Annotated in this window: 12 protein-coding genes; 5 read left to right on the forward strand and 7 right to left on the reverse strand. The window is 64.1% G+C overall.

What is annotated here, in order from left to right:
- Nucleotides 1-340: 340 nt before the first annotated feature.
- Nucleotides 341-2,308 (forward strand): relaxase/mobilization nuclease and DUF3363 domain-containing protein, encoded by a 1,968-nt coding sequence (locus H928_RS0107450; protein WP_008642578.1) that lies wholly within the window; start codon nt 341-343, stop codon nt 2,306-2,308.
- Nucleotides 2,309-2,354: 46 nt separating this feature from the next.
- On the opposite strand, the gene H928_RS0107455 is transcribed toward H928_RS0107450, so the two are convergent.
- The 7 genes from H928_RS0107455 to H928_RS0107485 are packed head-to-tail and all read right to left on the reverse strand — an operon-like array spanning nt 2,355 to nt 9,888.
- Entirely contained in the window at nt 2,355-3,143 is a 789-nt protein-coding gene (locus H928_RS0107455) for an enoyl-CoA hydratase/isomerase family protein (protein ID WP_008642579.1), read from the reverse strand.
- Nucleotides 3,144-3,174: 31 nt separating this feature from the next.
- The gene (locus H928_RS0107460; protein ID WP_008642580.1) at nt 3,175-3,957 is read right to left on the reverse strand and encodes an SDR family oxidoreductase; all 783 of its coding nucleotides are present in this window, start codon (nt 3,955-3,957) and stop codon (nt 3,175-3,177) included.
- Between the two features lie 30 nt (nt 3,958-3,987).
- A complete protein-coding gene (locus tag H928_RS0107465; protein WP_008642581.1) occupies nt 3,988-4,788 on the reverse strand; it encodes an enoyl-CoA hydratase/isomerase family protein in 801 nt (266 codons plus the stop codon).
- A complete protein-coding gene (locus H928_RS0107470; RefSeq protein WP_008642583.1) occupies nt 4,785-5,966 on the reverse strand; it encodes a thiolase family protein in 1,182 nt (393 codons plus the stop codon). The genes H928_RS0107465 and H928_RS0107470 overlap by 4 nt, the downstream gene beginning before the upstream one ends.
- 27 nt (nt 5,967-5,993) lie before the next feature.
- Entirely contained in the window at nt 5,994-7,670 is a 1,677-nt protein-coding gene (locus H928_RS0107475; protein ID WP_008642585.1) for a long-chain-fatty-acid--CoA ligase, read from the reverse strand.
- An 11-nt stretch (nt 7,671-7,681) separates the two neighbouring features.
- Nucleotides 7,682-8,740, reverse strand: a complete 1,059-nt coding sequence (locus H928_RS0107480; RefSeq protein WP_008642587.1) for a CaiB/BaiF CoA-transferase family protein — start codon at nt 8,738-8,740, stop codon at nt 7,682-7,684.
- Nucleotides 8,741-8,742: 2 nt separating this feature from the next.
- The gene (locus H928_RS0107485) at nt 8,743-9,888 is read right to left on the reverse strand and encodes an acyl-CoA dehydrogenase family protein (RefSeq protein ID WP_008642589.1); all 1,146 of its coding nucleotides are present in this window, start codon (nt 9,886-9,888) and stop codon (nt 8,743-8,745) included.
- A gap of 193 nt (nt 9,889-10,081) precedes the next feature.
- Here H928_RS0107485 and H928_RS0107490 point away from each other — a divergent pair, with 193 nt between their 5' ends.
- The 4 genes from H928_RS0107490 to H928_RS33105 form a co-directional block, all read left to right on the forward strand.
- The gene (locus H928_RS0107490; RefSeq protein ID WP_008642592.1) at nt 10,082-11,122 is read left to right on the forward strand and encodes an AraC family transcriptional regulator; all 1,041 of its coding nucleotides are present in this window, start codon (nt 10,082-10,084) and stop codon (nt 11,120-11,122) included.
- 305 nt (nt 11,123-11,427) lie between these two features.
- The gene (locus H928_RS0107495) at nt 11,428-12,477 is read left to right on the forward strand and encodes an MBL fold metallo-hydrolase (protein ID WP_021025934.1); all 1,050 of its coding nucleotides are present in this window, start codon (nt 11,428-11,430) and stop codon (nt 12,475-12,477) included.
- A 399-nt stretch (nt 12,478-12,876) separates the two neighbouring features.
- The gene (locus H928_RS0107500; RefSeq protein ID WP_017234568.1) at nt 12,877-14,244 is read left to right on the forward strand and encodes an MFS transporter; all 1,368 of its coding nucleotides are present in this window, start codon (nt 12,877-12,879) and stop codon (nt 14,242-14,244) included.
- A 24-nt stretch (nt 14,245-14,268) separates the two neighbouring features.
- Nucleotides 14,269-14,510 (forward strand): acyl-CoA dehydrogenase N-terminal domain-containing protein (locus tag H928_RS33105; protein ID WP_239644906.1); only part of this gene is annotated, 242 nt, incomplete at its 3' end.

Genomic DNA, 14,510 nt, shown 5'->3' on the forward strand with positions numbered 1-14,510 from the left:
CGCACTTCGCGCTGCCTTCGGCGCAGCCATCCAACGTGCAGGCGTCTTGCCTCGAACGCGCCCGGCCAGTGGCCGTGTTTGCGTTCGCCGGCGCGCTGGCTGCTCGTGCAGCAGCGCCGCCGGGCCGCCGCTGCCCGGAGCGTCAGCGAGGGGCAAAGGCGGAAGGCAAGATTGAAGGGCGCGGCACCACGGCGCGCGCAAAGCCAGTCTGCACGTGGGTTGGGGGCGGCACTCGCCACAAGGTGGCTTCGTGCCGCCAGCAGCCCCAAGGCCTTGCGGGCATTGGGAATACCGTGTGCCGCATGCGCTCGGGCGCGATGGGCTTGGTGGGGACTGCATCATGAGCCAGCGCGGAAATCCCGGTGACGATGACCGTTTTCGCGTGCGGCCCAGCAAGCCCAGGCAGCGCGGCGACACCTTCATTGCCCAGGTGCTGCGCCAGACGAGCAAGGCCGCTGGCGTCTCTGGCCGGGGGCGCAAGACCACCGGCAAGCCCCCCGGTTCGCGCCTGGGGCGCGGTCATGTCGCAGCCCGCTTCACGGGCCAGTCGTTGACGGCGCTTTCTCGCCGGGCCACGGTCAAGGTGCGGCTGGTGTATTTGCAGCAGGCCAGCGGCCGCTCCACCGTGCAGCACCTGCGCTACATCGAGCGCGAAGGCGTGGACCGCCAGGGTGGACAGGGCCGTGCCTATGGCGCCATCACCGACGAGGCGGACACGGCCGCCTTCGAGGAGCGTGGCAAGGGCGACCGCCACCAGTTCCGCTTCATCGTCTCGCCCGAGGATGCGGAGCAGCTCGAAGACCTGCGCACCTACACCCGGCACCTGATGCAGCGCATGGAGGCCGACCTGGGCACCCGCCTGGATTGGGTGGCGGTCGATCACTGGAATACCGACAACCCGCACACCCATGTCGTGCTGTGCGGCAAGGACGACACTGGCAAGGATCTCATCATTTCGCAGGAGTACATCACCCGCGGCATGCGCGAGCGGGCGATGGAACTGGCCACCGAATGGCTGGGGCCGCGCACCGAGCTGGAGATCCAGCGCACCCTAGCCCGCGAAGTGGAACAGGAGCGGTGGACGAGCCTGGATCGCACCCTCCAGCGCGAGGCGGTGGACGGCCTGGTGAAGGTCGAGCGCTTCAACGAACCCAAACTGCAACGCCAGCGTCTGCTGCTGGTCGGGCGCTTGCAGCGGCTTCAACGCATGGGGCTTGCCACGCAGACCCAGCCCGGCACTTGGGCCGTGCATGCCGATGCCGAGAAAACCTTGCGGGCCATGGGAGAACGTGGCGACATCATCCGCACCATGCAGCGCGCGATGGGCGGCAAGCAGCGTGACCTGGCCGTGTTCCAACCGGGCGAGGATGGACACTCCATCATCGGCCGCGTGGCGGGCAAAGGACTGGCCGACGAACTGTACGACCGGGGCTATCTGGTGGTCGATGGCATCGACGGCAAGGCCCACTATGTGGCGCTGCCGCCCAGGACGGAACTGGAGCAGTACCCCATGAGCGCAGTGGTCGAGGTGAAAGGCTCCGCCGAGGTGCGCGCAGCGGACAAGACCATCACCGCGCTGGCGACCAATGGGCTGTACCGCACCGACCATCACTTGGCCATTGCACAAGGCCAGGCCAAGGATGGCCGCGACCCGCATGAAGTGGTTGCGGCCCATGTCCGCCGCCTTGAAGCCCTGCGCCGAGCGGGCATCGTGGAGCGCGTCGCTGAGGGACTATGGAAGGTGCCCGGTGACTTGCCTGAGCGTGGCCGCCAGTACGACGCGCAGCGCCTGGGCGGCGTGGCCGTGGAGCTGAAATCGCACCTGCCCATCGAGCGGCAGGCCCGCGTGATCGGTGCCACCTGGCTGGATCAGCAGTTGATCGGCGGCGGCTCCGGTCTGGGTGACCTGGGCTTTGGCGGCGAGGCCAAGCAGGCGCTACAGCAGCGCGCCGATTTCCTGGCCGAACAGGGACTGGCCGAGCGGCGCGGCCAGCGCGTGATCCTGGCGCGCAATCTGCTGGGCGCGTTGCGCAATCGGGAAGTGGCGCAGGCCGCGAAGGACATTGCCGCTGATACGGGCTTGGAGCATCGTCCGGTAGCTGAGGGGCAGCGCGTGGCGGGTATCTACCGCCGCAGCCTCATGCTGGCCAGCGGGCGCTACGCGATGCTGGATGACGGTATGGGGTTCAGCCTGGTGCCGTGGAAGCCGGTCATCGAACAACGACTCGGCATGCTGATTTCTGCACAGATACATGGTGGCACTGTATCCTGGCAAATCCGACGCCAGTTGGGTTTATCCATTACCTGACGCCAACGGCAATTGAACTCCACCAACTGGATGCGTCTACAACCGTTCAGCGTCCGGTAAACTGAGGCACTCGCTTTGCGACGAACGCGTGGACCGCTTCCAGCGAATCCGTGGTTTTCGAGGCCCGATTCATTTCGGCCGCCTCTAACCTCAATGAGGTCACCAGACCGCTCTCGAAGGCAGCAAGTTGCAGGCGCTTGGCGCCCGCATAACCATGCGTAGGACCGGTCGAGAATTGCACCGTCATGCGCTGCGCTTCGTCCAGCAGGCTCTCGCCCGGAACTACTTTCTCGACCAATCCCCAGGCCAAGGCTTCATCCGAACCGACCACGCGGTTGGTCAGGATCATGTCGCGTGCGCGTCGTCCGCCCACTGCGCGCGGCAGGAGCCAGCTGATGCCGAAATCCCCCGCGTATCCAAGGCCGGTGTGGGCCGCCACGAATTTCGTCCCACTTGCGGCAATCAGGTAGTCAGAGGCCAATGCTAGTCCGAGGCCGCCTCCAGCGACCGCGCCTTGTACGGCGCAGACCACCGGGAATGGCAGGCTGGCGAATTGAGGAATCATGCGTTCGACCACCCTCAATTCGTCATCGACCAAGGTAGACAACGCTTCGCCTGCTGCCGCCATTTCGTCGATGTCGCCGCCGCAACTGAACATCCGGCCCTCGCCGCGCAGCAGCAAAGCGCGAATCGAGCCGTCACGTTCGACGTCTGCAATGACGCCAGCTAGCACGTTGACGACAGACGTGCTCAGCGCATTCTTTTTCTGAGGCGCATTGAGTGTGATGGTCGCAACAGCACCATGCTTTTCGAGAATGACAGAATTTTCGGACATGACGCTTCCTGATGGGCCAAGATTTCAGGCGTCAGCGCGGCGCCATGCGAATAGCGCCATCCACCCGAATGGACTCGGCGTTCATGTAGCCGCAGGTGACGAGAAACTCGACGGCCTGCGCGAATTCATCGGGATCGCCCAAACGCTTGGGAAAGGGCACGCTGGCCGCCAGCGCCTGCTTGACGTTGTCCGGCAGGCCCAGCAGCAATGGTGTTCCGAAGATCCCCGGCATGATGGTGTTGACCCGGATCCCTTCGTCCATCATGTCGCGCGCAATCGGCAAGGCCATGCCCACGATGGCAGCCTTACTGGCAGCATAGCTGGCCTGGCCAACCTGGCCATCCTGTGCGGCGGCCGACGCAGTGTTGACGATGGCGCCGCGGTCGCCATCGGCCAGCGGCGCGAGCGTCAACATGCCCGCGGCTGACTTGGCGATGCAGCGGAAGGTGCCCACTAGGTTGATCTGAATGATGCGATTGAAACGATCTGTTGGGCATGGGCGGATTTCGCCGGTTTTCTTGTCGCGGCTGACCGTCTTGACGGCATCGGCAGTACCGGCGCAGTTGACCAGAATGCGTTCCTGTCCAATGGCCGCGCGGGCCTTGGCGAAGGCGGCGTCCACTTGCTCCTCGGACGTCACGTCCACGTTGCAGTAAACACCGTCAAGTTCGCTGGCCAACGCCTGGCCGATGGCTTCGTTCATGTCAAAGATGGCGACTTTGACACCATGGCTGGCCAAGCGCCTGGCCGTGGCAGCTCCTAGGCCGGAAGCGCCCCCGGTGATGACGGCGGAGATGTCGGAATTGAGTTGCATGATTTTTGCTCGATGGATGAGAGACAGGCGCTATTGGCCCGTGAAGTGGGGGAGGCGCTTGCCGAGGAATGCGGCTTGCCCCTCCAGGTTGTCGGCCGAATGCAAAGCGACGAGGAAATTACGCTTCTCATGCTCCAGGCCTTGCGCGAGCGGAGTTTCAAAGCTGGCCAGTGCCGCATCTTTCGCCAGTGCCACGGCCAGCGGCGAATTGGATGCAATCCGGTTGGCCATCGCCAACGCCGTCGGCAGGGCCTGGCCGTCAGCCGTCACCTCGGCGACCATGCCCGCATCGCAGGCTTTGCGGGCGTCGATGAAATCGCCGGTCAGCAGCAGGGCCATAGCCTTGGACTTGCCGATGGCATGGATCAGACGCTGGGTGCCCCCGGCCCCGGGAATGGCGCCCAGCTTGACTTCAGGCACGCCGAACTTGGTGGACTCGCCAGCGATAGCAATGTCACAGGCCAACGCCAGTTCCGTGCCGCCGCCCAGCGCGAGCTTTTCCACGGCTGCGATGACGGGCTTAGGGAAGCGCTCCAGTTCCGCCCAGAAGTGGCCACCTGCCGCCGCACGGTCGCCCAGCAGCGGTTCGGCGCGCAGAGAGTCGAAGGCCGTGATGTCGGCCCCTGCACAAAACACGCCCTCGGCGCCGGTGATGATGACCGCGCGTACGGCATCGTCGTCGCGCAGTTGCACGAGCTGTGCACGCAGGCCATCGAATACTGCGCGGTTCAAGCTGTTCTTCGCGCGCGGGCGGTTGATGATCAAGGTGACGATGGCGCCTTCGCGGCTGACGAGCACTTCGCTGGCTTCGCTCATGGTGGCCTCGTTCATGCCAGGCGCTCGATGATGGTGGTGTTGGCCGTGCCCGAAGCCTCGCAGATGGTCTGCAAGCCATAGCGGCCGCCTCGGCGCTCCAGCTCGCACAGCAGGTCGGTGAGCATGCGCGCGCCAGTGGAGCCCAGCGGATGGCCGATGGCCACCGAGCCGCCATTGACGTTGAGGCGGTCGTCCGGAATGCCGAATTCCTGCTGGAACATCAGCGGCACGCCGCCGAATGCCTCATTGACTTCAAACAGGTCGATGTCGGCCGGGGTCAGCCCCGATTCCTTCAACGCCTTGCGGGTGGCATCGAGCACAGCAGTGAACTGGATGACAGGGTCGGCTGCCGCCACTGCGGTGCTGACGAAGCGCGCACGCGGCTTCAGGCCGTGCTGCTGGGCGTAGGCGCGGCTGGCGATCAGCAGCGCGGCGGCGCCGTCGCTGATCTGCGAGGAGTTAGCAGCCGTTGTAGCGCCGTCTGCGGCAAACACGGGCTTAAGCGTAGCCATCTTCTCGGGGTTGGGGTCGGCGCGCATGCCCTCGTCGGCGGTGACGAGCGGGCTGTCTGGGTCGGTCGGATCCTCATGCAGCCGCACGAGTTGGTCTTGGACACGACCAGCCCGCGAAGCCTCAATGGCGCGCCGATGGCTGCGCACGGCGAAGGCGTCCAGCGCCTCGCGCGTGAGGCCGAAGCGCTTGTTCATCAACTCCGACGAAGCGCCTTGCGGTATCAGCGGGTTGCCCTGGTAGCGCGCCAGCTCACGCGGGCTGTATTGCGCGCCGAGCGGCGCGCCGGGCTTGAATGACGGCGGCATGGGCGCCTGCGACATCGACTCTACCCCGGCGCCGATGGCCAGTTGGTAGGCGCCCGCTTGAATACCGTGCACGACAAAGCTCACCGCCTGCTGGCCGGAGCCGCATTGCCGGTCGACCGTCACCGCCGGGACGGATTCTGGCAGCCCCGCCGCCAGCACGGCATGCCGGCCCAGATTGCCGTGCTGCTGGTCCCACTGCAGCACGCAACCGACGATCACATCGTCCAGATCGGCGGGGTTGATGCCGGAGCGCTCGACCAGCTGACGCAGCGTCTCACCCAGCAGATCAACGGGGTGCCATTTCTGCAAGCGCCCGCCGCGCTTGCCCACGGGGGTGCGCAGCGCACCGACGATGACGGGTTCATGGTCATTCATGTTGTTTTCCTGTAGCAAAAGGTTGGCTCACTCGGCGTAGCGGTCCGCATGCTCAACGCGTATGCGCTTCTTGTCGAGCTTGCCGACGCTGGTCTTGGGGATGGCTTCGACGAACAGAACCTGGTCCGGCAACTGCCACTTGGCGAACGCGCTGCTCAGGTGTTCCTGCAGTTGTTCCTGGGTCGCCTGCTGACCGGGCTTCAGCACCACCAGGGCCAGCGGCCGTTCCTGCCACTTAGCATGCGGAATGCCGACCACTGCGGCGTCACGCACAGCCGGATGGCCCATGAGCAGGTTCTCCATGTCAATGGATGAGATCCATTCACCGCCGCTCTTGATCACGTCCTTGATGCGGTCGGTAACCTTGAGGTAGCCGTTCTCGTCCACCGTGCCGACATCGCCCGAGCGCCACCAGCCGCCCTCCAGGAAGCGGTCGCCTGAATCCGGCATGTCGTGATAGCTGGTCGTGATCCAGGGGCCGCGCAGGCAGATCTCGCCAGCCGACTGTCCGTCGTGCGGGAGGTCCTGGTCGTCTGCATCGAGAATGCGGATGTCCACCCCGGTAAGGATCAGGCCCTGCTTGCGCTTGAGGTTCCACTGCTCGTCCTGGGTCAGGCGCTTCTTGAGCGTGGACTTGAGGCGGTTGACCGCCACCAGCGTCGTGGCTTCGGTGGCGCCGTAGCCGTGCACCACCTCGGCACCCGTCAGTTCGTAAAAGCCGATCATCATCGACAGAGGTGGCTCGGTGGCGCCGGACAGCATGCGCATGCGGCTGAAGTCCGGCTTGACCGGCAACGTCTCGATGTACTGCAGCATAGGCTGGAAGATGGCCGGTGCGCCGTTGGTGATGGTCACGCCCTCGGCGATCATGGTGTCGACCAATGGCTTGGTGTCCTCGGCGGCGTAGCGGCCCGGCAGCACGATCTTGTCGCCCAGCAGCGTGGCCGCCTGCGGCAGGCCCCAGCACTGCCCGTGGAACATGGGCGTGATGAGCATGACGCAGTCGTCCAGCGTCATGCCCATGTTGGTGGCCATGCCCGTGGAATGCAGGTAGATGCCGCGGTGCGAGTAGTACACGCCCTTGGGCTTGCCCGTGGTGCCGGTGGTGTAGCAGGCGCTGTAAGCCGAGGTTTCGTCGATCTCGGGCCAGTCGATCTTGGCGTCGGCGGCGGCCAGCAGGTCTTCGTAGTGCAGCAGCGGCGCCAGCGTGGTCTTGACCTGGTCCAGCGGCTTTTCGGTCATAACGATCCAGCCCTTGATCTGGGGCGAGTTCGCTGCGACGGATTCGGCAATAGGCAGCAATGATTCGTCCACGCAAACGTAGGACACGTCGCTATGGCCGACAACGTAGCCCAGGTCCTCGGGGCCCAGGCGCAGGTTCATCTGCAGCATGACCGCGCCCAGGCCGGGGATGGACCAGTACAGCTCGAAGTGGCGCCGGCTGTTCCAGTCCAGGACGCCGACCCGGTCGCCCGGCTCGACGCCGAGCGCGCGCAGCGCATTGGCGCTGCGGCAGACGCGTGCGTAGCAGTCGGCATAGGTGTAGCGGTCCCAGCCGCCGCCGGGTGTGCGATACACGATCTCCTGATCCCCATGGGTGCGTGCAGCGTGGCGGATCAGCGTCGTGGTGTTCAGTTGGCGCTCGTTGCCCGTGGTGGACGGGCAGCCGCGGACAGGCTTGGTGGGCTGGACGGTTTCGGTCATGTGCTTGTCTCCTAGGTAGTTGTGTCGAGTGCCTGGAACCGTGGGGCCGGGGCCGCTTCGATGGCGCCGGAGGGGGTGATCTGGTAGATGCCCCGTGCCGCGTTATGCGGATGCTGCACCGACTCGGCGAGGCTGAGCACGGGTGCAAAGCAAGCGTCGCTGCCTTCGAGCAGCGCGCACCAGTGCGCTCGGGGCTGGCTGCGGATGAGGGCTGCGATGCGCTCTTTCAGCGCCGGCCACGTTGCCGTGTCGTACTGGTCGGCAGGCTCCACGTCCGCCAGGCCCAGCTTCGACAGCAGCAAGGCGTAGAAAGGCGGCTCGATCGCGCCGAGGCTGATGAAGCCGCCGTCGGCGCAGGCGTACACGTCATAAAACGGCGAATCGTGAAACGGACTCGGCTGCGCGCCATCGATCTGCCCATTGGCGCGAATCCAGTGCACCAGGGTGCCCAGCATTGCCACGATGTCAACGATGGCGGCGTCCACGACCCGGCCGCGGCCGGTGGCGCGCGCATCGACCAGCGCGCAGGCGACGCCGAAAGCCATGCCCAGCGCCCCGGCCGCGTCCCCGAGTACCGTGGGCGGAACGATGGGCGCTTGCCCTTTGTGTGCCGACAGCGACAGCAGGCCGGTCAGCGCGACGTAGTTCATGTCGTGTCCGGCGGCCTGGGCGAGCGGGCCGTCCTGGCCCCAGCCCGTCATGCGGCCGTAGACCAGCCTGGGGTTGCGCGCCGCACACTCGGCGGGGCCGAAGCCCAACCGTTCCATCACACCGGGGCGAAAGCCTTCGATCAAGGCGTCTGCCTGAGCGATCAGGTCCAGGGCACGCGCCTTGCCTTCGGGCGACTTCAGGTCGATGACCTCGACCGTCTTGCCGCGGCGCAGCGGGTTCTCCACCGCCCCGCCCAGCCGCCGCGCCGCAGCGGCCTGCTCGGCGCGTGTCAGCGTAATCACCTCGGCGCCCATGTCAGCTAGCATCCTGGCGGCCAGCGGGCCTGGCCCTATGCCCTCGAACTCCACCACGCGGACGCCGTGCAGCGGCATCTGCAGCGTATGCAACGTGTGCGACATGTTCACAGCTTCCTCGAAACCAGGTCTTTCAGGACCTCGTTGGCGCCGCCATAGATCTTCTGCACTCGCGAAGCGGCATACATCCGCGCGATCGGGTACTCGGCCATGTAGCCGTAGCCGCCGAACAATTGGAGGCATTCGTCCACCACGCGGCACTGCTGCTCGGTGCACCACCACTTGGCCATATAGGCGGCCTCGTTATCCAGCGTGCCGTCCAACAGGCGCTGGGTGCAGTCGTTGACGAAGCTGCGCACCACATGCGCGGTAGTGGCCACCTCAGCCAGTTTCTGGCGCGTGAGCTGCATATCGAAGAGGGGCGCACCGAAGGCCTTGCGCTGCTTCGTGTACTCCACCGTGACGGCCAGTGCCTGCTCGATAGTGGCGGCCGCCGGCACGGCAATGAGCATGCGCTCGTAGGGCAACGCGCCCATCAACTGCCCGAAGCCCTTGCCTTCGACCTCGCCCAGCAGTTGGTCGGCTGGCACGCGCACGCCGTCGAAGAACAACTCCGCCGTGTCCGATGCCTGCATGCCGATCTTCTCCAGTAGTCGGCCAACGCGAAAGCCGGGCAGATTCTCGGTTTCCAGCACAAACAGCGACACCCCCTTGCTGCCCGCGCCGCTGGTGCGCGCCGCGACGATCAGCAGGTTGCCAGTGAAGCCGTTGGTGATGAAGGTTTTGGCGCCGTCGATCACGTAGTGGTCTCCGTCACGGCGGGCCCGGGTGGAAATGGCCTTTAGATCCGAGCCGCAACCCGGCTCGGTCATCGCGATGGCGGCCAGCATCTCGCCGTTCGTCACCTTGGGCAGCCAGCGCTGCTTTTGCGCTTCCGTGCCGAAGTCCAGGATGTAGTGCGAAGCGATGGTGTGCACCGCGATATTGACTGGCATCTCGGCCTTGGCTAGCTCGTCCTGCACCACCAACTGGTAGGCAAGGCTGGCGCCGGCGCCTCCATAGGTCTCGGGCATCTCGGGCAGCAGAAAGCTCATCTCGCCGAATGGACGCCAGACCTCGCGCGGGATGTAGCCCTGACGGCGCCATTCATCGAGCCGGGGCGTGAATTCGGCGGCAACGTAGCGGCGCACCTGCTCGCGAAATGCGTCGATCTCGCCGTCCATCCAGGCGTGGCGATAAAGCTGTGGCAACATGAGAGCGTCTCCTTATATGTTGGCTTCTGTCCCCGCATCGGACGTTCCGCGCAGTGCCACTGCCGAAATGTTTTGGGGATGACACAATCGTAGTAATTGGCCCTTGCAAGGGCGATGGCGGATTACCTCAATCAACTGACAATTAACTTCTTTCGGCCTATGCGACCGGCGTTGGCCCCTTAGATCACACGCCATGCTGGAACCCGTCTTAACCGCTCCCATCTTTGCCGTGCATGGCCTGCTGGACGGTGCGCGCGGCAAGGGGCTGGCCACGCCAGAATGGCTGGTAGGTGTGCTGGGGCGCGCGGGCATCAGTGAATCGCTGCTGGAGTTGGAGGAGTCGCGCGTGACCGTGGAGCAGTTCAACGCGCTGTTCATCGCCGTCAAGGACAGCCTGAACGACGAGTGCCTGGGCTACCTGCATGGGCGGCCGATGCGCCCGGGCAGCTTCGCACTGATGGTGCGCAGTGCGTTCACTGCCCACTCATTGTCGTTCGCCCTGCGCCGCCTGGGTGAATCCTTTGCTTTGCTGCAGGACGATGTGGCGCTAGTCCCCGTGACTGAGGGCAGGCTGACGGGTGTCGCGCTCGATATGCGTGGCGGCCCGGGCGCGCATGCCGACTTCCTGCACGCACATCTGCTGCGCGTGTTCTGGCGACTGCTGGTATGGCTGCACGGCGGCCGACTGGTGCCGCAGCGCTTCGACTTCAACTTTGCGCCGCCACCTCACGCGCAGAACTACCAACGCATCTTTTCCGGCACGTTGTGCTTTGGGCAGCCGCGCACGGCCGCCTGGTTCGACGCCGATGCCTTCAAACAGCCGGTGCGGCGCGATCGGGACGCGCTGCAGTCCTTCCTGCGCGCCACGCCAGGCAACGTGGTGGGGCCGTACCTGAACGAGCGCAGCGCCAGCGCGCGGGTCCGCATGGTGCTGCAGCGGGCCAGTCCCGAATGGCCTGATCTGGCCGTCACTGCGCAGCGCCTGCACATGTCGGTGAGTGCGTTGCAGAGGCACTTGGCCTCCGAGGGCACTTCTTTCCAGGCGCTAAAGGACCAACTGCGGCGCGACATGGCGATCGTACGCCTGACCAGCAGCGAAGCCTCGCTCGCCGCCATCGCCGCTGACCTGGGCTTCACCGACAGCACCGCCTTCCAACGCGCCTTCAAGGTCTGGACCGGCAGCGCGCCGGGAGCCTACCGTGCCCGCTCGCGCACCAAGCAGTACCTTACATAGAGGTATCCGACCAATTTCAGCTTGGCCGCCGAGGAGATCGGCGCCTTCATGGCTACCGGGGCCGTGGCCTGCTTCGGGCGAGGCTCTTGTGCGCTCAAGAGACTGTTGACCGCCGTTGGGGGTTGCACCGACGGCAGCGCAGTGACTGGCTGCGCCAGGACGCAGACGTTTTCCGTCAGCCTATCGAGGTCATTCGTCATTGTCACTTGTCAGTGCTGACCTTAAGCTAAAAATGAACTCGCACAGCATAAGAGTGATGGCTGTGCACCATTGAAGCGGCATTGCCAGAATGTAAACCAAGCATCATGACCGACGCAGCCCCGGCACTCTCGTATCCGTTCTCTCATCTCCCGCTGCCTGGTCAAGCCATTGAAATCAAGCCAGGTGTGCTGTGGCTACGCATGCCGCTGCCGTTTTCCCTGGATCACATCAACCTCTGGGTATTGAGCGATGGTTCTGGTTGGGCGGTCGTGGACACCGGAATTCGTAGCGTGGACGTAATGAACGCATGGTTCGCCTTGTTCGCTCCTCAGGGGCCGCTAGCAGGCCGTCCTGTCTCCCGTGTAATGGCGACGCACATGCACCCGGATCACGTGGGCATGGCGGGATGGTTGACACGTCGCTTCGAATGCGCGCTGTGGATGACACGAGACGAGTATTTAAGCTGTCGGGTGATGCTTGCCGATTCAGGGCGGGAAGCGCCAGTCGATGGTGTTCGCTTCTACCGGAGAGCCGGATGGAGCGACACCGAGGTCGATGAGTATCGCACTCGGTTTGGTGACTTCGGCAAAATGATTCATCCTTTGCCTGACAGCTTTGTACGGCTCACGGATGGTCAGATGTTGCGGATCGGGAATCAGGAATGGGAGGTCATTGTTGGCACAGGACATTCTCCCGAGCACGCGTGCTTTTACTCGCGCGAACTGGATTTGCTGATATCGGGAGATCAGGTTCTTCCCAGGATCAGTTCCAATACCTCCGTGTACGCCACCGAGCCGCATGCTAATCCTTTGCAGGGCTGGCTCGACTCCATCGACCGATTGCTGCAACGCGTACCTGGGAGCGTCTTGGTTCTGCCTGCCCACAACGAACCTTTCTATGGCCTGCACCTACGGTTGGAGCAACTACGTGCGAGCGCCGTGAAAGGCACAGACCGTGTCAGGCAACAACTTGCGCAGCCTTTAAGGGTCATCGACCTAGTTCGCGTCTTGTACCGTTCGTCCACTGTTGCGGAGCAAATGCACCTCAACCTCGCGACCGGAGAGACACTCGCCCACCTGAACTATCTCGACCAGCGTGGGGAAATCGTGTCTGCAGAGGATGAAGACGGCGCCATGCGCTATCGGCTCGCCTGATGCGCTAATTTGCCCTCAAGGATGTAGAAGCAACCCAATCAAGCCCAGTCATTGACTGGGTTCTTTGTGGGGGGGTGTTTCGAGAGCAATGGGTATTTGCACCAGCGCGCCGTGTATGGCCTTCGGTCCTTTGAACACCTTGTTTGCGAACTGGTCTTGAAGTGGCACCTTTCACAGATGCTCGACAGGGTTCATCTCAATTTTGCTTGACGCTTGACCTCTTGGCGCACTTGACGGGGCCCTCAGAAAGGGGCCGTTTGTCATTCGATCGGGGCGCTTCGTCATCGCGGATTGCTGCACCGGCACCTACGATTCCTTGCGTGCGCTGGACGATATGTAGCGGTGCGGCGATGACCGCCGTCCCCACGATCCGGAGCCAAGTTCAAAGGAGACAAACACGTGTGCCAAATCGACATGCAGAAGCTCGCCGACGACGCTCGCTTCAACCGCTTTCATGCCAAGGTGCTTCTATGGTGCCTGTTGATTCTCATCATTGACGGCTATGACATCGCCGTGGTGGGCATCGCCCTGCCGTCCATCATGCAGCAGATGGGCGTGAACGCATCGACTGCCGGTTTCATGGCCAGTTCGGCGCTGTTTGGCATGATGTTCGGTGCTATGGTTCTGGGCACGCTGTCCGACCGGATTGGTCGTCGCTGGGCCCTCTCCATTGGTGTCATGCTGTTCAGTGTGTTCACTGCGGCCGCCGGATTCACCAAGGACCCCATCAGCTTCAGCGTGGTGCGCTTCATTGCTGGCTTGGGGATTGGTGGCGTGCTCCCGGTCATCGTGGCACAGATGGTCGAGTATTCGCCCAAGAAGATCCGCAGCCTGATGACGGCACTGATGACTTCGGGCTACGCACTGGGCGGCATCCTGGCTGCGGTGCTGGGCAAGCAACTGATCGGCGAGTATGGCTGGCAGGCCGTGTTCATCGCGGCGGGGGTGCCCGTGCTGCTAGTTCCGTTCATCCTGAAGTTGGTGCCGGAGTCCATGACCTACCTGATCGCTCAGCGTCGCAATGGTGAGCTAGCCGAAGTGGCACGCCATCTCCAGCCGGGCGGCAAGCACCCGGCGGACGCCCAGTTCTTCGTGCCGGCAGCTGACCGCATGGCAGGTGCACCGGTTACCCGCCTTTTCCAGGACGGGCGGGGCCTGAGCACGGCGCTGTTCTGGGTCGCCTTCTTCTCGGGTCTGTTCATGGTCTATGCGCTCAGTAGCTGGCTGACCAAGCTGATGGCGATGGCTGGCTACAGCCTGGGGTCTGCCCTCAGCTTCGTGATCGCGCTGAATGTTGGCGCGATCATCGGTGCCGTGTGCGGCGGGTGGCTCGCCGACAAGTTCAACATCAAGTGGGTGCTGGTGGCGATGTATGCGCTGGGCGGCGTGCTGCTGTACCTGATGACGTTCCAGACCTTGACCGAGGTGCGCTATCTGATCATTGGCGCGGTCGGCGCCTGCACCACTGGTGCGCAACTGGTGGCCTATGCCTTCTGCGGGCAGTTCTACCCGATGTCCATCCGCTCGACCGGTATCGGCATGGCCTCCGGCGTAGGGCGCCTGGGTGCTATTGCGGCGCCTCTGCTGATCGGCCAGATCGTCGCACTGGAACTACCGCTGGAACAGAACTTCCTGGTGATCGGCGGTTTCGGAGTCCTCGGCGCAATCGCCCTGGCGTTTATCAAGTACGGCGGCCCGACGTCGGCGACTCCGCAAGAGGCCGTGCCAGAACTGCGCCCGTTGCAGCCGACACCGCAAAACGCTTGATCGCTACCATCAAAGGAGTCCGCCATGTCTGTCTATACCGCGCCCTTGCGCGACATGCTGTTCACGATGAAGGAAGTCGGAGGCCTGGAAGCGATCTGCGCCCAGCCCGGCCATGAAGAGACCACACCCGACCTGGTCGAGGCCATCCTGCAGGAGGCAGCCCACTATGCCGCCGGCGTGCTGGATTCACTCAACCGTACGGGCGATGTGCAGGGCGCGCGCTGGCACGATGGCGAGGTCACGCCCGCCGATGGCTTTCGCGAGGC

The sequence above is a fragment of the Comamonas sp. B-9 genome (genome assembly GCF_000410635.1).
Classification (GTDB): Bacteria; Pseudomonadota; Gammaproteobacteria; order Burkholderiales; family Burkholderiaceae_C; genus Comamonas.